Origin of the sequence: Ramlibacter tataouinensis (assembly GCF_001580455.1) — a bacterium.
In the GTDB taxonomy this organism is placed as follows: Bacteria; Pseudomonadota; Gammaproteobacteria; order Burkholderiales; family Burkholderiaceae_C; genus Ramlibacter; species Ramlibacter tataouinensis_B.
Genome location: NZ_CP010951.1, coordinates 2,075,938 through 2,095,297, shown reverse-complemented (window position 1 = coordinate 2,095,297; position 19,360 = coordinate 2,075,938). Strand labels below are relative to the sequence as shown.

At 69.2% G+C, this 19,360-nt stretch carries 17 protein-coding genes; 9 read left to right on the top strand and 8 right to left on the bottom strand.

From position 1 onward, the window contains the following. Position 1 precedes the first annotated feature (1 nt). Both UC35_RS10105 and UC35_RS10100 read left to right on the top strand, forming a co-directional pair. A complete protein-coding gene (locus UC35_RS10105; protein WP_061498823.1) occupies positions 2–1,366 on the top strand; it encodes a peptidylprolyl isomerase in 1,365 nt (454 codons plus the stop codon). 123 nt (positions 1,367–1,489) lie between these two features. Continuing rightward, positions 1,490–2,329 (top strand): ribosomal RNA small subunit methyltransferase A, encoded by an 840-nt coding sequence (locus tag UC35_RS10100; RefSeq protein ID WP_061498820.1) that lies wholly within the window; start codon positions 1,490–1,492, stop codon positions 2,327–2,329. Between the two features lie 239 nt (positions 2,330–2,568). On the opposite strand, the gene UC35_RS10095 is transcribed toward UC35_RS10100, so the two are convergent. The 3 genes from UC35_RS10095 to UC35_RS10085 form a co-directional block, all read right to left on the bottom strand. Beyond that, a complete protein-coding gene (locus UC35_RS10095) occupies positions 2,569–2,997 on the bottom strand; it encodes a barstar family protein (protein ID WP_061498814.1) in 429 nt (142 codons plus the stop codon). 46 nt (positions 2,998–3,043) lie between these two features. Next, the gene (locus UC35_RS10090) at positions 3,044–3,445 is read right to left on the bottom strand and encodes a ribonuclease domain-containing protein (RefSeq protein ID WP_061498812.1); all 402 of its coding nucleotides are present in this window, start codon (positions 3,443–3,445) and stop codon (positions 3,044–3,046) included. 207 nt (positions 3,446–3,652) lie between these two features. Next, the gene (locus UC35_RS10085) at positions 3,653–5,965 is read right to left on the bottom strand and encodes an NADP-dependent malic enzyme (RefSeq protein ID WP_061498808.1); all 2,313 of its coding nucleotides are present in this window, start codon (positions 5,963–5,965) and stop codon (positions 3,653–3,655) included. A 134-nt stretch (positions 5,966–6,099) separates the two neighbouring features. On the opposite strand from UC35_RS10085, the gene UC35_RS10080 reads away from it, so the two are divergent. From UC35_RS10080 to UC35_RS10060, 5 genes are all read left to right on the top strand, one after another. Then, the gene (locus UC35_RS10080; protein ID WP_061498805.1) at positions 6,100–7,134 is read left to right on the top strand and encodes an SPFH domain-containing protein; all 1,035 of its coding nucleotides are present in this window, start codon (positions 6,100–6,102) and stop codon (positions 7,132–7,134) included. 102 nt (positions 7,135–7,236) lie between these two features. After that, on the top strand, positions 7,237–8,748 hold the full coding sequence (locus tag UC35_RS10075) for a DUF4178 domain-containing protein (protein ID WP_061498802.1): 1,512 nt from the start codon (positions 7,237–7,239) through the stop codon (positions 8,746–8,748). A 44-nt stretch (positions 8,749–8,792) separates the two neighbouring features. Then, on the top strand, positions 8,793–9,014 hold the full coding sequence (locus UC35_RS10070) for a DUF350 domain-containing protein (RefSeq protein ID WP_061498798.1): 222 nt from the start codon (positions 8,793–8,795) through the stop codon (positions 9,012–9,014). 4 nt (positions 9,015–9,018) lie between these two features. Next, positions 9,019–10,572, top strand: coding sequence for a polyamine aminopropyltransferase (locus UC35_RS10065; RefSeq protein WP_061498795.1), 1,554 nt, complete (start codon positions 9,019–9,021; stop codon positions 10,570–10,572). A gap of 61 nt (positions 10,573–10,633) precedes the next feature. Then, positions 10,634–12,202, top strand: a complete 1,569-nt coding sequence (locus UC35_RS10060; protein WP_061503776.1) for an FAD-dependent oxidoreductase — start codon at positions 10,634–10,636, stop codon at positions 12,200–12,202. A 3-nt stretch (positions 12,203–12,205) separates the two neighbouring features. On the opposite strand, the gene UC35_RS10055 is transcribed toward UC35_RS10060, so the two are convergent. The 4 genes from UC35_RS10055 to UC35_RS10040 all read right to left on the bottom strand — a co-directional run bounded on the left by UC35_RS10055 (position 12,206) and on the right by UC35_RS10040 (position 15,110). Next, a complete protein-coding gene (locus UC35_RS10055; RefSeq protein ID WP_061498792.1) occupies positions 12,206–12,451 on the bottom strand; it encodes a DUF2061 domain-containing protein in 246 nt (81 codons plus the stop codon). Positions 12,452–12,548: 97 nt separating this feature from the next. Further along, positions 12,549–13,946, bottom strand: a complete 1,398-nt coding sequence (locus UC35_RS10050; protein WP_061498789.1) for an aminopeptidase P N-terminal domain-containing protein — start codon at positions 13,944–13,946, stop codon at positions 12,549–12,551. A gap of 88 nt (positions 13,947–14,034) precedes the next feature. After that, positions 14,035–14,736 carry an N-acetylmuramate alpha-1-phosphate uridylyltransferase MurU gene (gene murU / locus UC35_RS10045; RefSeq protein ID WP_227820518.1) on the bottom strand — a complete coding sequence of 234 codons (702 nt, stop codon included), beginning with the start codon at positions 14,734–14,736 and terminating at the stop codon, positions 14,035–14,037. Further along, positions 14,733–15,110, bottom strand: a complete 378-nt coding sequence (locus UC35_RS10040; protein ID WP_061498786.1) for an S-adenosylmethionine decarboxylase family protein — start codon at positions 15,108–15,110, stop codon at positions 14,733–14,735. Before UC35_RS10040 ends, murU begins: the two co-directional genes overlap by 4 nt. Before the next feature lie 107 nt (positions 15,111–15,217). Here UC35_RS10040 and tkt point away from each other — a divergent pair, with 107 nt between their 5' ends. Together tkt and gap are read left to right on the top strand one after the other, a co-directional pair. After that, positions 15,218–17,248 (top strand): transketolase, encoded by a 2,031-nt coding sequence (gene tkt, locus UC35_RS10035; RefSeq protein ID WP_061498784.1) that lies wholly within the window; start codon positions 15,218–15,220, stop codon positions 17,246–17,248. Positions 17,249–17,323: 75 nt separating this feature from the next. Next, complete coding sequence (gene gap / locus UC35_RS10030) at positions 17,324–18,325, top strand: type I glyceraldehyde-3-phosphate dehydrogenase (RefSeq protein ID WP_061498781.1); 1,002 nt, start codon at positions 17,324–17,326, stop codon at positions 18,323–18,325. 69 nt (positions 18,326–18,394) lie between these two features. Here gap and UC35_RS10025 read toward each other — a convergent pair whose 3' ends face one another. Next, complete coding sequence (locus UC35_RS10025) at positions 18,395–19,351, bottom strand: hypothetical protein (protein ID WP_145979393.1); 957 nt, start codon at positions 19,349–19,351, stop codon at positions 18,395–18,397. Positions 19,352–19,360: the final 9 nt, after the last annotated feature.

Sequence of the window (19,360 nt, the reverse complement as noted above, 5' to 3'; positions counted from 1 at the left end):
TATGAACCGACGTGCCTACGCCCTGTGGCTCGCTTGCGCCGCGCAGGCCCTGGCCCTTCACCTTCCCGCCGCCGCGCAGGGCCTGCGCGCCCCGGGGCAGCTGCTGCCACGCGCCGCCGACACCGGTCCGCGGGCGGCCGACTACATCGTGGCGGTGGTCAACTCCGAGCCGATCACCAACAACGAGGTGCGCTCGCGCATGGCCCGCTTCGAGCAGCAGCTCGCGCAGCAGGGCCAGGGCGTGCCGCCGCGCGCCGAGTTCGCGCGCCAAGTGCTGGAGCGCCTGATCAGCGAGAAGGCGCAGCTGCAGCTGGCGCGCGAGAACGGCATCAAGATCGGCGACGCGCAGGTCGACCAGGCCGAGCAGAACGTGGCCCGCAGCAATCAGATGACGGTGGCCGAGTTCCGCAAGCGGCTGGAGGCCGAGGGCATGTCCACCAGCACCTTCCGCGAGGAACTGCGCGAGCAGCTGACCCTGCAGCGCCTGCGCGAACGGGAGTTCGACAACCGCACGCGCGTGAGCGAGCTCGAGATCGACCAGTACCTGCGCGAGCAGGAGCAGGCCTCGGCCGATCCCTCGCGGCAGGAGTTCAACCTTGGGCACATCCTGGTGGTGGTGCCCGAGCGCGCGACCGACGCCCAGGTGGCCGAGGCCCAGGCGCGGGCGCAGCGGCTGCTGCAGCGGGCCCGCGGCGGCGAGGACTTCGCCAAGCTGGCCCAGGAGTTCCCGCAGGGCCGGGAGATCGGCGCCAACGGCCTGCCGGTGGGCGCGCGCTCCCTCGACCGGCTGCCGCCGCTCTTCGTGCAGGCGGTGCAGAACGTGCCCGAGGGCGGCATCAGCGAACTGGTGCGCTCGGGCGCCGGCTTCCATGTGGTCAAGGTCTATGAACGGCGCAAGGGCGGCATGCCGGGCGCCAGCGTCACCCAGAGCCACGCGCGGCACATCCTGCTGCGCCCCGGCCCGCAGCTGAGCGAGAACCAGGCGGTGCAGCGGATCGCCGAATTCAAGCGCCGCATCCAGTCGGGCAACGCCGACTTCGCGCAGGTCGCGCGCGAGTTCTCGCAGGACGCCAGCGCGCGCAACGGCGGCGACCTGGGCTGGGCCAATCCGGGGCTGTACGTGCCCGAGTTCGAGGAGGTGATGAACGCCCTGGCGCCCGGCCAGCTGTCGGATCCGCTGATCTCGCGCTACGGCGTGCACCTGATCCAGTTGCTGGAGCGGCGTCAGGCCACGCTCAGCGCCAAGGAGCAGCGGGAGGTGGCCCGCAGCCTGGTGCGCGAGAAGAAGATCGACGAGGCCTACACGACCTGGGCGCAGGAAGTGCGCGGTCGCGCCTGGGTCGAATACCGCGAGCCCCCGCGCTGAATGTGGCCAGAACCGCGCCACTCGTCGTTGCACTCCTAGCCAAGGCGGCCAGCCTTGGCGTCGTCGCGCCCCTGGATTGGCGCGGTTCTGGCCACATTCCTACGGTTACCCACCTCGCGTGACGTGAAGCACATCCCGCGCAAGCGCTTCGGCCAGCATTTCCTGTCCGACCCGGCCATCATCGACGCCATCGTGCGGGCGATCTCCCCGCAGCCGGGGCAGGCCATGGTGGAGATCGGCCCGGGGCTGGCGGCGCTCACCCAGCCGCTGGTCGAGCGGCTCGGACGCCTGTCGGTCATCGAACTCGACCGCGACCTGGCGGCACGGCTGCGCCGCCATCCGCAGCTGACGGTGATCGAGGCCGACGTGCTGACCGTGGACTTCGCCGCCCTGGCGTCCGGTGCCGGTGCGCTGCGGGTGGTCGGCAACCTGCCCTACAACATCTCCACGCCCATCCTGTTCCACCTGCTGCGTTTCGCCGCCGGGCCGCCCCAAGGCGAAACAGCCCCCTCGGGGGGCAGCGAGGACACGCCAGTGCCGAGCGTGGGAGCGCGGATCGCCGCCGGCATCGCCGACCAGCACTTCATGCTGCAAAAGGAAGTGGTGGACCGCATGGTCGCCGCGCCGGCCACGGCGGACTACGGGCGCCTGTCGGTCATGCTGCAGTGGCGCTACGAGATGGAAGAGGTGCTGTTCGTCCCGCCCACCGCCTTCGATCCGCCGCCCAAGGTGGACAGCGCCGTGGTGCGCATGCTGCCGCGCGCCCGGCCTGCGGCGGTCGATGAGAAGCGGCTGTCCGAACTGGTGCAGGTGGCATTCAGCCAGCGCCGCAAGCTGCTGCGGCACACCCTGGGCAAGTGGCTGGAGGGGCAGGGCTTCGGCGGCGAGTTCGACCTGCAGCGGCGCGCCGAAGAGGTGCCGGTGGACGAGTACCTCGCCCTCGCGGCAGCGACCCGCCCATAAAAAAAAGGCCGGATGGGCATCCGGCCTTCTTTGTGCGCGAAGCGCTGTCGGCGTTCAGGCCGCCGCCAGCCAGTACCCCGCGTTGAACGGGCTGCTCATGCGCAGTGCGAGCGGCGACACGTCCACCAGCTTGTCGGTGGGCATCTTCTCGCCGTTGTCGGTGGTGGTCACCGCCGCCGGGGCTTCGGTGCCTTGGGCCTCATTCGCCCGTTCCGCTTGGCCATTTTGCGCGGAACGGGCTACAGAAAAGAATAGAAGCATCGGAAGGGGACTTTTCGCTCCGCCCAGTAGTCGGCGGTGTCGCGGAAAATGTCCAGCAGCTGCTCGCGCGCTTCCTTGTCGAACTTGGCGTTGGCCGGGATCTGCTCGAGCACCACGATGAAGCCCGGTTGCGGGCCCGATTTATGCACGGGGTCCGTCATGCAGTCGTACAGCGCGTCGAAGTTCTTGCCGAAGTGCGCCGGCAGGATGAACTGCTGGGCCAGCAGGTCCAGCACGTCCTGCTTGCTCTGGGCGGTGGCCAGGTTGGCGTAGAGGAAGTGCTGGCCCATGGAGCGCGCCGCATCCTGCAGATCCTGCACCCGGAACGCGCGGATCGACTGCACGATGTTGGGCCGCACGCCCTTGAGCGCCGACTCGGGGGATTCCGTACGAAGTGGCCTATCCATCTCCGCGTCTCTTTCAGTCAAAAAATCGTCCCGTTTCATTGGAACTTCACTCCACGATCATTCGAAAACTGGCGTAATGGTCAGCGGTGTAATAACAAGCCTGCGGCGTTTTCGCCGGACCTCCACACACGATGCGCCGTGCTCCACGGTCGCGCGACCCCGGCGTCGGCACGGTGTACTCGCGGTAGAACCCGCGCTGGGCGGCCGGAAGCAAACGCTCGCGGTTGCCAAACACCACGCCATCCTTGTCGTAGGGAAACGGTCCACCCTGGAAGATGAGCGCATAGGTCTGGCGGCCTGGTGCCGGCAGTTCAGCCACACGGATGACGGCTGCGCTGCTGGCTTCGGGACGGTCCGACGGCTTCCTGGCTTGCGCCGGGGGCCCACTGATCGCTGCTGCCAGGAAGACGCTAGTTAGCGCAAACTTGACCGCGGCGATGCGCGTCATGACGGATCTTCTTCGAGTACCTAGGGGGAGCGCTTCCCGGGCCATGGAGGCTGCAGACACCTCGGGTAAACCCGGAAACATTTCGGGCGCTAGTGTGACCGATCAGACCCCAAAAGGCAAGCGGCTGCCCAAATTTTGAGCAGCCGCCATGGCCTTTCCGGCCCCGGATCTTGACTTTTAAGTTAGCGCCAGCTACGCGCCGAGCGCTTATCGCGCCGCATTGGCGTCGGCCACCGTGAGGGCGACCATGTTGACAATGCGCCGTACGGTCGCGCTGGCCGTCAGGATGTGGACAGGCTTGCCCGCACCCAGCAGCACCGGGCCGACCGCGATGTTGCCGCCGGCCGCGGTCTTGAGCAGGTTGTAAGAAATATTGGCTGCGTCGATATTGGGCAACACCAGCAGGTTGGCGTCGCCTGACAGCGTGCCGTTGGGCATGATGCGCCGGCGTGCCGCGCTGTCGAGCGCGACATCGCCGTGCATCTCGCCGTCAACATCGAGCCAGGGCGCCTGTTCGCGCAGCAAGCCCAGCGTCTCGCGCATCTTCAGCGCGCTGGGCTGGCCGCTGGAGCCGAAGTTCGAGTGCGACAGCAGCGCCACCTTGGGCTGGATGCCGAAGCGCACCATCTCCTCGGCCGCCAGCAGGGTGATCTCGGCCAGCTGGGCCGCGCTGGGGTCGTAGTTGACGTGCGTGTCCACCAGGAAGACCTGGCGGCCCGGCAGCATCAGCCCGTTCATGCAGGCATAGGTGTTGACGCCCGGGCGGCGGCCGATCACCTGGTCCACGTACGCCAGGTGGATCGGCGTGGTGCCCCAAGTGCCGCAGATCATGCCGTCCACCTGGTCCTTGTACAGCAGCATCGAGCCGATCAGCGTGAGGCGGCGGCGCATCTCGATCTTGGCCATCTGGACCGTGACGCCCTTGCGCTCGGTCATGCGGTGGTAGGTCTGCCAGAAATCGCGGTAGCGGTCGTCGTGCTCGACGTTGACGACGTCGTAGTCGAGCTCTTCCTTCAGCCGCAGCCCGAACTTCTCGATGCGCTGGGCGATCACCGCCGGGCGCCCGATCAGGGTCGGCCGCGCGATGCCCTCGTCCACCACGATCTGGGCGGCGCGCAGAACGCGCTCTTCCTCGCCTTCGCACAGCGCCACGCGCTTCTTCTGGGCCGACTTGGCGGCGGTGAAGATCGGCTTCATCGTGGTGCCGGAGGCATACACGAAGCTCTGCAGCTTGTCGCGGTAGGCGTCCCAGTCGCGGATCGGGCGCAGCGCCACGCCGCTGTCCGCCGCCGCCTTGGCCACCGCCGGCGCGATCTTGATCATCAGGCGCGGGTCGAACGGCTTGGGGATCAGGTACTCGGGGCCGAAGGCCAGCTGCTGGCCGGCGTAGGCCGCGGCCACCACCTCGCTCTGCTCGGCCTGCGCCAGATCGGCGATCGCATGCACGGCGGCGATCTCCATCTCCACGGTGATGGTGGTCGCGCCCGAATCGAGCGCGCCGCGGAAGATGTAGGGGAAGCACAGGACGTTGTTGACCTGGTTCGGGTAGTCGGTGCGGCCGGTGGCCATGATGGCGTCGTCGCGCACCGCCTTCACCTCTTCCGGCGAGATCTCCGGGTTGGGATTGGCCAGCGCCAGGATCAGCGGCCGGGCCGCCATGGTGCGCACCATCTCCGGCTTGAGCACGCCGGCGGCCGACAGCCCCAGGAACACATCGGCGCCCTCGATGATTTCGGCCAGCGTGCGCGCCGAGGTCTTCTGCGCGAACTGGACCTTGTCCTCGTCCATCAGCTCCTTGCGCCCTTCGTACACGACGCCGGCCAGGTCGGTGGCGTAGATGTTTTCGCGCGGCAGGCCGAGCTTGAGCAGCAGGTTCAGGCAGGCCAGCGCCGCGGCGCCGGCGCCGGAGGTCACGAGCTTGACCTTGGCGAGGTCCTTGCCGACGATCTTCAGGCCGTTGATGATGGCCGCGCCCACCACGATGGCGGTGCCGTGCTGGTCGTCATGGAAGACCGGGATCTTCATACGCTCGCGCAGCTTGCGCTCGACGTAGAAGCAGTCGGGCGCCTTGATGTCTTCCAGGTTGATGCCGCCGAAGGTGGGCTCCAGCGCCGCGATGATGTCGACCAGCTTGTCGAGGTCCTGCTTCTCGTTGATCTCGATGTCGAACACGTCGATGCCGGCGAACTTCTTGAAGAGCACGCCCTTGCCCTCCATCACCGGCTTGGCCGCCATCGGCCCGATGTCGCCCAGCCCCAGCACGGCGGTGCCGTTGGTCACCACCCCCACCAGGTTGGCGCGGTTGGTGTAGCGGAAGGCGTTGGCCGAGTCCTTGACGATCTCCTCGCAGGGTGCGGCCACGCCGGGCGAATAGGCCAGCGCGAGGTCGTGCTGGTTGATCAGCTGCTTGGTGGCATGGATCGCCACCTTCCCCGGCGTCGGGAACTCGTGGTACTCCAGCGCGGCTTTCCGCAGTTCGTGGCGTTTTTCGGTCTCGTTGGCCGCTTCGGTCGGGGGCATTGGCTATGTACTCCTTGGGCGCGGGCTGCGGTCAGCTTGGCGCCGCGAGATGGGGCTGGGATTGTAGTCCTCATCACCTACTGCCTTTATCATGTGCCGACCAAGCCGTACCAACCAAGCGAGGAGCGGGCGCAATGGCACTGATGGATTTCATCAAGAAGCAGTTCATTGACATCATCCAGTGGACCGAAGCGGGCGACGGCGTGCTCGCCTGGCGCTTCCCGATGCAGGACATGGAGATCCAGTACGGCGCCTCGCTCACGGTGCGCGAGTCGCAGATGGCCGTGTTCGTGAACGAGGGCAAGGTGGCCGACGTCTTCGGCCCGGGGATGTACAAGCTCACCACGCAGACCATCCCGGTGCTGACCTACCTGCGCAACTGGGACAAGCTGTTCGAGTCGCCGTTCAAGAGTGACGTCTATTTCTTCTCCACCCGCCAGCAAATCGACCAGCGCTGGGGCACGCCGCAGCCGATCACCATCCGCGACAAGGATTTCGGCGCCGTGCGGCTGCGCGCCTTCGGCAACTACAGCTACACCATCGCCGACCCGGCCCAGTTCTACCAGAAGATCTCGGGCACGCGCGAGGCCTACACGGTGGCCGACCTGGACGGGCAGTTGCGCGGCCTGATCCTGCAGCACATCTCGGACGCGATCGCGCAAAGCGGCCTGCCCTTCCTGGACCTGGCGGCCAACCAGATCGAGTTCGCGCGCGCGCTGGCCACCGAACTCGAGCCGGCCTTCGCCGCCATCGGCCTGAAGCTGGAAGGCATGACGGTGCAGAACCTGTCGCTGCCCGAGGAACTGCAGAAGATCCTGGACCAGCGCATCGGCATGGGCATGGTCGGGCAGGACATGAACAAGTTCGTGCAGTACCAGACCGGCCAGGCCATCCCCGAGATGGCCAAGGGCGCGGCGGCCGGCGGCGGCGGCGTGGCCGGCGACGCGATGGGCCTGGGCGCGGGCCTGGCCATGGGCCAGGTGCTGGCGCAGAACCTGCAAAAGGGACTGCAGGGCGGCGCGGTCCCGCCGGACGCCGCGGCGGCCGCCGTCAAGCCTGAGGACGTGATGGCCACGCTCGAGAAACTGGGTGAGCTCAAGGCCAAGGGCATCCTGACGCAGGAAGAGTTCGACGCCAAGAAGACCGAGCTCTTGAAGAAGCTGGTCTGACCCACGCGGCCGTCCCGGGCACGTGCCCGGGTGCCGTGGCAGCGCGAGCCGCCACGGAGGGCGGGCCCAGCCCGCCGCGGCCACGGATGAGCGACCTTCCACTTGGCCAGCGAACCCACCCAACGCAGCTACCGGGCGCCCTGCCCGGGTTGCGGCGCGCCTGTCGAATTCCGCAGCGCCCAGTCGGCGTTCGCCGTCTGCAGTTTCTGTCGCAGCACGGTGGCGCGCAGCGGCGAGGCGCTCTCGCGCATCGGGCGCATGTCCGAGGTGTTCGAGGACTACAGCCCCTTGCAGCTGATGGCCGCGGGCCGGCGCGAGGGCCGCGCCTTCACCCTGGTGGGGCGCCTGCAGTACAAGGGCGAGACCGGCACCTGGACCGAATGGATCGCTCTGTTCGATGACGGCGCCAACGCGGTGCTCGCCGAAGACAACGGCGCCTACGTGTTCTCGCTGCCGTTGGACCCGGGCCGCGAGCTGCCGCCCGCCGAGCACCTGCGGGTGGGCGCCAGCACGCCGATCGCCGGACGCAGCTACGAGGTGGCCTCCAACCTCAGCGTTTCCCTGATCGCCGCCCAGGGCGAACTGCCGAAACTGCCGCCGCTCGGCGCGCCGTTCCGGATGGTCGAGCTGCGCGGCGAGGGCGACGTCGTCAGCATCGACTACGGTGCGCAGCCGCCATCGGTCGCGCGCGGCCGCGCGGTGGCGCTGGACGAGCTGCAGATGACCGGCTTGCGGGACGAGGCCGCCAAGGAAGAGAAAGGCCGCCAGTTCGCCTGCCCGAATTGCGGCGCGCCGGTGGAGCTCACGCTAGCCACCACCAAGTCGGTCACCTGCCGTGCCTGCAACAGCCTGATCGATGTGTCGCAGGGCCTGGGCGGCGCGCTGCGCCACGCGCTGCAGGACGAGCCGGTGCAGCCGCTGATCCCGCTGGGCAGCACCGGCCAGCTGCAGGGCGTGCATTGGCAGGTGGTCGGCTACCAGCACCGTATGGGCCACGAGGCGGGGGACGAGGACGAGTCCTTCGGTTGGGAAGAGTATCTGCTCTACAACCGCAAGCGCGGCTTCAGCTTCCTGGTCGATGCCGAGGACGGCTGGAGCCTGGTCAAGCCGACGACCGGCGCGCCCCGGTACACGGCGGGCAGCAACTCGGTGAGCTACCTGGGCACCAGCTACGAGCTGCAATACAGCTACGAGGCCGAGACCGGCTATGTCGCCGGCGAGTTCTACTGGCCGGTCGAGCGCGGGCAGAAAAGCTTCAACAGCGACTTCGCCAAGGGCGCCAGCCTGCTGTCGATGGAGCGCACGCCGAACGAGGTGACCTGGTCCAGCGGCAGCCGCATCGACAGCGATGCGGTGGCCGCGGCTTTCAAGATCGAGGACAAGAAGGCGCTGCTCAAGCGTGGCGACGCCCGCCCCACGACGGGCAAGGGTGCCGGCGGCGGCATGGGCTGCATGTCCCTCATCCTGCTGCTGATGATCGTGCTGCTGTTGCTGGCGGTGGTCAAGGCCTGCGTCGACGACCGCGACGCAGGCGGGAGCGGCTACACCAGCGGCACCAGCCGCAGCAGCGGCGGCTCCTGGGGCGGTTCCTCGGGCGGCGGCAGTCACAAGTAGGGTCCATTCAGACCCTGACGCAACGATTTTTTGGAGAGAGCAACATGGGCATCGAATGGCTGAAACCGGGCGCGTTCTTCGGCTCCATCCTGTACGCTGTGATCGGCGTGGCCATCTTCTGGCTGAGTTTCGTGATCATCGACAAGGTCACGCCGTACAACCTCTGGGAAGAGATCGTGGAAAAGCAGAACCTGGCCCTGGGCATCGTCATCGGCGCGATGTCGCTGGGCATCTGCATCATCGTCGCCGCTGCCGTTCACGGATAGTGCCGTGAGCGCAGTACCCGAGGCGCGGCCGGCGCGGGCCGCGTCCTCGCCTCGTCCCGTCGAAGTCGCGCTGCTGACCTCGGTGTTCGTCGTCGCCGCCTGCGGGCTGGTGTACGAACTGGCCGCCGGCGCCCTGGCCTCCTATGTGCTCGGTGACTCGGTGACGCAGTTCTCCACCGTGATCGGCACCTACCTGTTCGCCATGGGCGTGGGGTCCTGGCTGTCGCGCTTCTTCGAGCGCCAGCTGCCGGCGCACTTCCTGCGCATCGAATTGCTGGTGGCGCTGGCCGGCGGCTTCCTGCCGGCGCTGCTGTTCATCGCCAATGCCTGGCAGCCGGCGGGCTTCCGGCCGCTGCTCTATGGCCTGGTGCTGGCGGTGGGCGTGCTGGTCGGCGTCGAGATCCCGCTGGTAATGCGCATCCTCAAGCGCAACGTCGCACTGAAGGAGCTGGTGTCGCAGGTCCTGACCTTCGACTACCTGGGCGCGCTGGCGGTATCGATCGCGTTTCCGCTGCTGCTGGTGCCGCAGCTGGGACTGGTGCGCACCGGCCTGCTGTTCGGCCTGATGAACGCCGCCGTCGCGCTGTGGACGCTGTGGCTGTTCCGCCATGAGCTGCGGCGCTTCGCCGCCCATGCCCTCGCCTGCGTGCTGGCGCTGGCCGCGCTGCTGGCCGGCTTCGCCTCGGCGCACCAGATCACCACGCTGGCGGAGGACCGGTTCTACCAGGACCCGGTAGTGTTCGCCGCCAGCTCGCCCTACCAGCGCATCGTCGTCACCCACGGGCGGGCCGGGCACCGCCTGTTCCTCAACGGCAACCTGCAGTTCGCCGAGCGCGACGAATACCGCTACCACGAAGCACTGGTGCATCCGGTGATGAGTGGGCACGGCGCCGCGCGCAGGGTCGCCATCCTCGGCGGCGGCGACGGCATGGCGGTGCGCGAGGTGCTGCGCTATCCGCAGGTCGAAAGCATCACGCTGGTGGAGCTCGACCCGAACATGACGCACCTGTTCGCCACCCACCAGACACTGGCGCGCCTGAACGGTGGCGCGCTGGCCTCGCCCAAGCTGCGCATCGTCAACGCCGACGCCTTCCAGTGGCTGCAGGACGGCAGCGAGATGTTCGACGTGATCATCGTCGACTTCCCGGACCCGACCAATTTCTCCATCGGCAAGCTCTACACCAACTCCTTCTATGCGCTGCTCGACAAGCGCCTGGCGGCCAGCGGCTATGCCGTGATCCAGACCACCTCGCCGCTGGTGGCGCGCCAGAGTTTCTGGACGGTGGCGCAGACGCTGGAGTCGGTGGGCCTGCGCACCGCGCCCTACCACGCGCATGTGCCCAGCTTCGGCGAGTGGGGCTTCGTGATCGCCGGCCGCCGGCCCTGGCGCATGCCGGCGCAGTTGCCGGCGGGCCTGAGGTTCCTGAGCCTGGACGGCCTGCCGCCGCTGTTCGACTTCCCGCGCGACATGGCGCGCGTGCCGGCGCAGGTGAACCGGCTGTCCAACCAGGTGCTGGTCACGACCTACGAGCACGAGTGGGGCAAGGTGCTGCCATGAGCCGCACGGCCGCTCCGAAGGCTCATAGCACCGCAGCCCGCAGGGCGGAGGTTCTCCAATGATGCGCCGCCGCGCGCTGCTGGCCGCCGGCGCCCTGGGGCTGGCCGGCTGCCAGGCCGAGCGCGAGATCGCCGGCGGCTTCAATGGGCCGAGCGCGGAGCGCGGCCACCTGCTGCGCGAAGCCCGCGCCCTCGCTGCGCCGGCCCTCACGCGCCGCTGCGAGGTGCTGGTCGCCGGCGGCGGTATCGCCGGCCTGGCGGCGGCGCGCGCGCTGCGGCAGGCCGGCGTCGAGGACTTCGCCCTGCTCGAACTGGAAGACAGCGCCGGCGGCAACAGCCGTGGCGGCCGCGTCGGCGGGCTGGCCTGCCCGCTGGGCGCGCACTACCTGCCGGTGCCGGGCGACGACGCCCCCGAGGTGCGCGCCTTCCTCGAGGAGATCGGCCTGGCGCAGCGCGTCGCCGGGCGCTGGACCTACGACGAGCGGCACCTGTGCCACAGCCCGCAGGAGCGCCTGTATTTCAACGGCCACTGGCAGGAAGGCCTGCTGCCGCTGCAGGGGGTGGGGGCGGACACGCTGGCGCAATACCGCCGGTTCGCGCAACGGGTCGGCGAGGCACGCGCGCGCGATCGCTTCCTGTTGCCGCTGCGCGGTCCCGTCCCGCCCAGCCACCGCGCGCTCGACGCCCTCAGCTTCGCCGCCTGGCTGGATCGCGCGGGCCTGGGCGATCCGCAACTGCGCTGGTACCTGGACTACTGCTGCCGCGACGACTACGGCGCGGGCAGCGCCACGGTGTCGGCCTGGGCCGGCCTGCACTATTTCGCCAGCCGGCACGGCTTCGCGGCACCCGGCGAAGGGGGCGAGCGCGATGCCGTGCTCACCTGGCCAGAAGGCAACGGCTGGCTGGCGCAGCAGCTGGCGCAAGCGCTGGGCGAACGGCTACAGGCCGGCCGGGTGGTCACCCGCATCGCGCCGCTCAAGCACGGGGTGCAGGTCGATGCCTGGAACGCGGCCACCCGGCAGGTCGAACGCTGGCAGGCCGCCCGCTGCATCGTGGCCCTGCCGCTGCACGTCTCGGCGCGCGTGCTGGACCCGGCGCCCGCGGCACTGTCCGAAGCCGCGCGGCAGCTGCGGCACGCGCCCTGGGTGGTGGTGAACCTCCACATCGACCAGCCCTTGCGCGACCGTCCCGGCGCGCCGCCGTCCTGGGACAACGTGCTGTACGGCGCGCCCGGCCTGGGCTATGTCGACGCGGGCCACCAGGGCCTGGGCGTGACCCCGCGGCCCACGGTGCTCACCTGGTACCGGGCGCTGGGCGACGAGCCGCGCGCGCGGGCGCGCCTGCTCGCGCAGCCCTGGACCGCCTGGCGCGAGGCCGCGCTGGACGAGCTGTCGGCCGCGCATCCCGATCTGCGAGACAGGACCCTGCGGGTCGAGGTGGCGCGCTACGGCCATGCGATGGCGATCCCGGTGCCCGGCACCCGCACCAGCGCGGCGTTGGCTGCGCTCAGGGGCACCCAGGCCGACCCGTGGCGCCGGCTGCAGTTCGCGCACAGCGACCTGTCCGGCTATTCGGTATTCGAGGAAGCGTTCACCCTCGGCCACCACGCGGGCCGGCGCGCCGCACGCTGAGGCTCAGGTCGTCCGGCCGTGCTGCAGGCCGGTGATGCCGCGGCGCCGGCGGCCGATGCGCTCCCAGGCCTTCTCGTGGAAGAAGAAGGCCACCGCCTGCACCGTCGGCTCCACCAGGCTCAGCGTCAGGGCCATCCACAAGTTGCCCGTCACCGCGTAGCCCACCAGGGCCGCCACCGTGATGTGCATCAGGTAGTAGCTCGCGGTCTTCTTCAGGGTCTCGATGTTGGCGCGCGCGAAGTTGGCCATGCCTGGTTCTCCTTCCCGGCGATGGTAGGGAGGCCGGCCGGCGCGCGCCAATTGATCGTGGCTAGAGCGGCGATAGCCCCAGCCCGGCCACGCGGCCTCAGGCCCGCATCAGCGCCTCGATCTCCTCGGCCTTCACCGGCACACCGCGCGTGATCAGCTCGCAGCCGGCATCGGTGACGATGGCGTCGTCCTCGATGCGGATGCCGATGTGGTGGAACTGCTCGGGCACGCCTTCGGCCGGCCGCACATAGATGCCCGGCTCGATGGTCAGCGCCATGCCCGGGCGCAGGATGCGGCTGGGACGGTTCTTGATGATCTCGCCCGACAGCGGGTCCTTGCGCTCACTGACCTGGCCCACCTCGCCCGGCTCCACATAGCTGCCGCAGTCGTGCACGTCCATGCCCAGCCAGTGGCCGGTGCGGTGCATGTAGAACTGGAAGTAGCTGCGCTTCTCGATCACGTCATCGGCGGTGCCGGCGGTGTTGCGATCGAGCAGGCCGACGTCCAGCATGCCCTGCGCCAGCACCTTGACCGTGGCGTCGTGCGGGTCGGTGAACCGCGCCCCCGGCTTGGTGGCGGCCACGGCCGCCTGTTGCGAGGCCAGCACCAGGTCGTACAGGGCGCGCTGCGGGCCGGTGAACTTGCCGTTGGCCGGGAAGGTGCGGGTGATGTCGCTGGCGTAGCCATCGAGCTCGCAGCCGGCGTCGATCAGCACCAGCTCGCCATCGCGCACCGGCGCCGCATCGGCGCGGTAGTGCAGCACGCAGGCGTTGGGGCCGGCAGCGACGATGGAGCCATAGGCCGGGTATTGCGAGCCGCCCAGGCGGAACTCGTGCAGCAGCTCGGCGTCGAGGTGGTATTCGCGCAGGTCGCGGCCCTCGCGCAGCCAGCGCGCCGACATCTTCATCGCGCGCACATGGGCGCCGGCGCTGATCTGCGCGGCGCGTCGCATCACGTCCTGCTCGTGCGCGTCCTTCACCAGGCGCATCTCGTCCAGCACGCCGCACAGGTCGCGCTGCTCTTCGGGGCACAGCGCGCCGTAGCGGACGCGGGCCCGCACCTGGTTCAGCCAGCCGCCCACCCGCGCCTCCAGCCCGGCGTGGATCGCGAAGGGATACCAGACCGAGGCGCGGTTCTCCAGCAGCTTGGGCAGCTGCGCGTCCAGTTCGTTGATCGAGTACGCGGCGTCGACGCCGAGCGCCGCCGGAGCCGCCTCCGGCCCGAGCCGGAAGCCGTCCCAGATCTCGCGCTCCAGGTCCTTGGGCGGGCAGAACAGCGCGGACTTGCCCTCGCCGGTGATCACCAGCCAGCTGTTGGGCTCGGTGAAGCCGGTCAGGTAGTAGAAGTAGCTGTCGTGGCGAAACAGGAAGTCCGAGTCGCGGTTGCGCTGCCGCTCCGGGGCGGTGGGAATCAGGGCGACGGCATCCTTGCCGATCTGGGCGGCCACGCGGGCGCGGCGCTGGGCGTAAAGCGAGGTGGGCACGGTGGTGTTCATCGCGCGATTGTCGGTCTTTATCGGGAGCTGTTCAGGGCGCCCGCGAATGGCCGTGCAGCCGCGCCGGCCGCCAGGGCTTCAACGGGCCCTAGTCCGCGTTCAGCTGCGCCAGCCGCTGCGGCGTGCCGACGTCGACCCAGGCGCCGTGGTACAGCTCGGCGCTCACCGCGCCGCGTGCCATGGCCGCGTGCAGCAGCGGCGCCAGCGGCACCTTCTGTCCCTGCGGGTTGCCGAAGGGAATCTGCGCGAACAGCTCGCGGCGCAGCAGCGCCGCCGTGGAATACGTGTAGCGCAGCGCCGCTTCGCTCAGCGCCAGGCCATCCGGCCCGAGGCCGAAGTCGCCCTTGGCGTTGTGCGGCGGGTTGGGCACCAGGAACAGGTGGGCCAGCTTGCCGCCGGCGCGGAACGCGTCCCAGGCCGTGCGGGTGAACTGGAACCCGGGCATGTACACGTCGCCGGCGACCAGCCAGAAGGCCTCGTCCAGCAGCGGCAGCGCGCGTGCGATGCCGCCGGCCGTCTCCAGCGCGCCGCCGAAGTCGCGGCCTTCGTGCGAGTAGCCGATGCGCACCCCCGCCGCGGTGGCCGCGCCGAGGCGTTCCTCGATCTGTTCGCCCAGCCAGGCCGTGTTGACCACCACCTCGGCGAAGCCGCCGGCCCCGAAGGCGTCCAGGTGGTATTGGATCAGCGGCTGGCCGCGCACTTCGAGCAGGGGCTTGGGGCAGCTGTCGGTCAGCGGCCGCATCCGCTCGCCCCGGCCGGCGGCCAGGATCATCGCCTGCGCCGCGCTCATTCTTCCGCGCCCCGGTCCAGCGAGCGCTGCTCGGTCCACTCCGGCTGGAAGCGGTTGATCAGCGCGAACATCAGGCCGCGGGCCTTGGCCGAGTGGTCGCCGCCGAAGTTGCAGACATACACATCCAGCGTCACGGACCGCTTCTCCGGCCAGGTGTGCAGGCACACGTGCGATTCGGCCAACAGCACCGTGGCGGTCACGCCGCCGGGGCCGTCGGCTGTCGCGGGAAAGGCGTGGAACAGCTGGTTCACCGGCTCCAGTCCCACCGCCTGCACCGCCTGCACGCACCACTGGCCCAGGCGCGCGGCATCGGTCAGCCAGCCGGCGTCGCAGCGGCATTGGTAGAGGTCGGCGGTGAGGTGCAGGCCCTGCATGTCTCCGACTGTAGACGATGGGCATGGAATGGCTGGCGCGGGGCGGCTCAAGCCCACCCGGTAAAATCACGGGTTTCCCCCTAGATCACTCCCCGGAGCAGCCCCCGATGGCCAACGATTCCCTGATGGCGAACGCGATCCGCGCGCTCGCCATGGACGCCGTGCAACATGCGAACTCGGGGCATCCCGGCGCACCCATGGGCATGGCCGACATGGCCGAGGCCTTGTGGAACCGCCACTTCCGGCACAACCCGGCCAACCCGCAATGGGCGGACCGCGACCGCTTCGTGCTGTCCAACGGCCACGCCTCCATGCTGCTGTACGCCTTGCTGCACCTGACCGGCTACAACCTGCCGATCGGCGAGCTGAAGGGCTTCCGCCAGCTGCACAGCAAGACCCCGGGCCACCCCGAGGTGGACATCACGCCCGGCGTGGAAACCACCACCGGCCCACTCGGCCAGGGCATCACCAACGCCGTGGGTATGGCGCTGGCCGAGAAACTGCTGGCCGCGGAATTCAATCGCGACGGCCACACCATCGTTGACCACCACACCTACGTGTTCCTCGGTGACGGCTGCCTGATGGAAGGCATCAGCCACGAGGCCTGCGCGCTGGCCGGCGCCTGGAAGCTGAACAAGTTGATCGCGCTGTACGACGACAACGGCATCTCCATCGACGGCGAGGTCACGCCCTGGTTCATCGACGACACGCCGGCGCGCTTCCGCGCCTACGGCTGGAACGTGATCGGCCCGGTGGACGGGCACGACATCGAGGCGCTGGACCGCGCCATCGCCGACGCCCGCCGCGGCGTCGACAAGCCCACGCTGATCGTGGCCAAGACCCAGATCGGCAAGGGCTCGCCCAACCGCGCCAACACCGCCAAGGCGCACGGCGAGCCGCTGGGCGCGGAGGAGATCGCACTGACCCGCACGGCGATCGGCTGGCAGCACGTGCCCTTCGAGTTGCCGGCCGCGGTGTACGAGGAATGGGACTTCAAGGCTCGGGGCGATGTGCTGGAAGCCGACTGGAACGAGCGCTTCGCCGCCTACAAGGAGGCGCATCCGCAACTGGCCGCCGAATTCACGCGCCGCATGAAGGGCGAGCTGCCGCTCAATTTCGCGCAGGTGGCGGTGGACACCGCGCTGGCCGCGCATGCCAAGGCCGAGACCGTGGCTTCGCGCAAGGCCTCGCAGCTGGCGCTGGAAGCCTTCACCGCCGCGCTGCCCGAAATGCTGGGCGGCTCGGCCGACCTGACCGGCTCCAACCTCACCAACACCAAGAGCACGCCCTCGCTGCGCTTCGACCTGGCGGGCGACGTCAAGCGCACCGAGGATGGCCGCATCGGCCGCCACATCAACTACGGCGTGCGCGAATTCGGCATGGCCGCCATCATGAACGGCGTGGCGCTGCACGGCGGCTACATCCCCTACGGCGGCACCTTCCTGACCTTCAGCGACTACAGCCGCAACGCCATCCGCATGGCGGCGCTGATGAAGCGGCGCGTGATCCACGTGTTCACGCACGACTCCATCGGCCTGGGCGAGGACGGCCCGACGCACCAGTCGATCGAACACGCGGCCAGCCTGCGCCTCATCCCCAACCTCGACGTCTGGCGCCCCTGCGACACGGCCGAGACCTCGGTCGCCTGGACCGTGGCGCTGCAGAACAGGAACCGGCCCACCGCGCTGCTGCTGAGCCGGCAGAACCTGCCCTATGCGCCCAAGGCCGGCCTGGAGGACATCAGCAAGGGCGGCTACGTGCTGGCCGAGGCCGGCGAAGTCGGCGTCGACGGCCAGCCGCAGGCGGTGATCATCGCCACCGGTTCCGAGGTGCAACTGGCGCTCAAGGCGCAGGAGCAGCTCGGCGCGCAGGGCATCGCCGTGCGCGTGGTCTCCATGCCCAGCAGCACCACCTTCGACCGGCAGAGCCTGGCCTACAAGGAAGACGTGCTGCCGCGCGGCATTCCCCGCATCGCCGTCGAGGCCGGGGTCACCGACTACTGGTGGAAGTACGGCTGCGCCGCAGTGGTGGGCATCGACAGCTTCGGCGAGTCGGCACCGGCCAGCGCGCTGTTCAAGCACTTCAGCTTCACGCCCGAGAACGTGGCCGACACCGTGCGGGCCGCGCTGGCACGTTGACCGCGATCAGCTGCTGAGTCGGCGCTTGCGGCAAGATCGCCCTATCGAATTCGCTATTCAACTTCGGAGCATTCCATGACCCTCAAGATCGGCATCAACGGATTCGGACGGATCGGCCGCAATGTGCTGCGCTCGGCCGTGCAGAACTTTCCGGACATCGAGATCGTCGGCATCAACGACCTGCTCGAGCCGAACTACCTGGCCTACATGCTGCAGTACGACAGCGTGCACGGCCGCTTCAAGGGCGAGGTCGCGGTGGACGGCAACACGCTGCTGGTCAACGGCAAGCGCATCCGTCTGACGCAGGAGAAGGACCCGGCCAACCTCAAGTGGAACGAGGTCGGCGCCGAGGTGGTGATCGAGTCCACCGGCCTGTTCCTGGACAAGGCCAGCTGCGAGAAGCACCTGACGGCGGGCGCCAGGAAGGTGATCATGTCGGCGCCGTCCAAGGACGACACGCCCATGTTCGTGTACGGCGTGAACCACGCCACCTACAAGGGCGAGGCCATCATTTCCAACGCCTCGTGCACCACCAACTGCCTGGCGCCGCTGGCCAAGGTACTCAATGACAAGTGGGGCATCAAGCGCGGCCTGATGACCACCGTGCACGCCGCCACCGCCACCCAGAAGACCGTGGACGGCCCCTCGAACAAGGACTGGCGCGGCGGCCGCGGCATCCTGGAGAACATCATCCCGTCCTCCACCGGCGCGGCCAAGGCGGTGGGCGTGGTGATTCCCGAGCTGAACAAGAAGCTGACCGGCATGTCCTTCCGCGTGCCGACCTCCGACGTCTCGGTGGTCGACCTGACGGTGGAGCTGAACAAGGAAGCCAGCTACAAGGAAATCTGCGCCGAGATGAAGGCGCAGTCCGAAGGCGCGCTCAAGGGCATCCTGGGCTACACCGAGGACAAGGTGGTGGCCACCGACTTCCGCGGCGATGCCCGCACCTCGATCTTCGACGCCGAGGCCGGCATCGCGCTGGACGGCACCTTCGTCAAGCTGGTGTCCTGGTACGACAACGAGTGGGGCTACTCCAACAAGTGCCTGGAGATGGCGCGCGTCGTCGCGCCCAAGTAAGGCATGAAAAAAGCCCCGGACCTCGCGGTCCGGGGCGAAAGAACTCCCCCGTTGCAGGGAGTCTGGAGATCAGGGCCTGGGACGCATCATCGCCGCCGGCGGTGACACTTTCGCGAATTCGGCCGGCACCTTGAACAGCTGCCCGTCCGGCTCGCCCCGCGCGACGTTCCTCAGGCGGAAGCTGTCCTCGCCGACCACCGGGTCGAGGTCGCGCGTCTTCAGCGTGATGCCCAGCTCGGGCGAGCTCCACACCTCGTTGACGATCGAGATCGGCTTCTCATTGCCGATCTTTCCCGCTTCGATCGTCCACACCGTGCGCTTGCCGTCCGCGCGCAGGCCTTCGATGGTTTCCCCGGGCAGCAGGGTGGCCGCGCCGGGCCCGCGCGGCCCCGGCAGCCGCGCCTGCAAGGCGATCGGCGGCGGCATCCGGCCCATCAGGGGCGGCGGGCCGGACTCGATGCGCGCGGCATCCGGCGCATCGGCCATCGCCGGCGGCGGCGCTTCGGCGTGGCCCATGCGCAGGCCCTGCCGGACGCGGTCGCGCAAATCATGGCTCCAGCCGACAACCCGGTCCCACATGCGCGGATCGGCATTCGGGCCCATGGCCATGCGCTGCCCATCGAGCCGCACGGCCAGCTTGCGCTCGGCGTCGAGCAGCCAGGCCTCGTGGGCGACCGGATCGCGCAGGTAGACCCTGACCTGCCCGCCGGGGGCCGTGACCTCCTGGCGCGTGCGGCCCTGGCCGTCGCGGCACTGGCGCGAGGCCTGGCGCCGGACGATGCGGTTGCCGTCGGCCAGCAGTTGCACCGTCTCGTGCAAGGCGTCCGCGCAATAGGGCGCGCCCTGCACCACGCGCTCCTGCTCGAGCTGCGCGCCCGCCATGAAAAGCAGGTCGTGGCGCATCGGCCCGCCCAGGATCTGGCCCCGCAGATCGGGGCCCGGGCGCGGCGCCTCGGGCGCGGGTTGGGCGAAGGCGGCGCCGCCGGCACACAGGGCGGCCGCCGCGATGGTGGAGAGGCGTTTCATGTTCTTGTC

What these genes read in the sequence shown, in the direction of transcription:
- UC35_RS10105 (WP_061498823.1), top strand. Translation starts at nt 2, where the DNA reads ATGAACCGACGTGCCTACGCCCTGTGGCTCGCTTGCGCCGCGCAGGCC.
- UC35_RS10095 (WP_061498814.1), bottom strand. Translation starts at nt 2,997, where the DNA reads ATGGATAGGCCACTTCGTACGGAATCCCCCGAGTCGGCGCTCAAGGGC.
- UC35_RS10090 (WP_061498812.1), bottom strand. Translation starts at nt 3,445, where the DNA reads ATGACGCGCATCGCCGCGGTCAAGTTTGCGCTAACTAGCGTCTTCCTG.
- UC35_RS10085 (WP_061498808.1), bottom strand. Translation starts at nt 5,965, where the DNA reads ATGCCCCCGACCGAAGCGGCCAACGAGACCGAAAAACGCCACGAACTG.
- UC35_RS10080 (WP_061498805.1), top strand. Translation starts at nt 6,100, where the DNA reads ATGGCACTGATGGATTTCATCAAGAAGCAGTTCATTGACATCATCCAG.
- UC35_RS10070 (WP_061498798.1), top strand. Translation starts at nt 8,793, where the DNA reads ATGGGCATCGAATGGCTGAAACCGGGCGCGTTCTTCGGCTCCATCCTG.
- UC35_RS10060 (WP_061503776.1), top strand. Translation starts at nt 10,634, where the DNA reads ATGCGCCGCCGCGCGCTGCTGGCCGCCGGCGCCCTGGGGCTGGCCGGC.
- UC35_RS10055 (WP_061498792.1), bottom strand. Translation starts at nt 12,451, where the DNA reads ATGGCCAACTTCGCGCGCGCCAACATCGAGACCCTGAAGAAGACCGCG.
- UC35_RS10050 (WP_061498789.1), bottom strand. Translation starts at nt 13,946, where the DNA reads ATGAACACCACCGTGCCCACCTCGCTTTACGCCCAGCGCCGCGCCCGC.
- murU (WP_227820518.1), bottom strand. Translation starts at nt 14,736, where the DNA reads ATGAGCGCGGCGCAGGCGATGATCCTGGCCGCCGGCCGGGGCGAGCGG.
- UC35_RS10040 (WP_061498786.1), bottom strand. Translation starts at nt 15,110, where the DNA reads ATGCAGGGCCTGCACCTCACCGCCGACCTCTACCAATGCCGCTGCGAC.
- tkt (WP_061498784.1), top strand. Translation starts at nt 15,218, where the DNA reads ATGGCCAACGATTCCCTGATGGCGAACGCGATCCGCGCGCTCGCCATG.
- gap (WP_061498781.1), top strand. Translation starts at nt 17,324, where the DNA reads ATGACCCTCAAGATCGGCATCAACGGATTCGGACGGATCGGCCGCAAT.
- UC35_RS10025 (WP_145979393.1), bottom strand. Translation starts at nt 19,351, where the DNA reads ATGAAACGCCTCTCCACCATCGCGGCGGCCGCCCTGTGTGCCGGCGGC.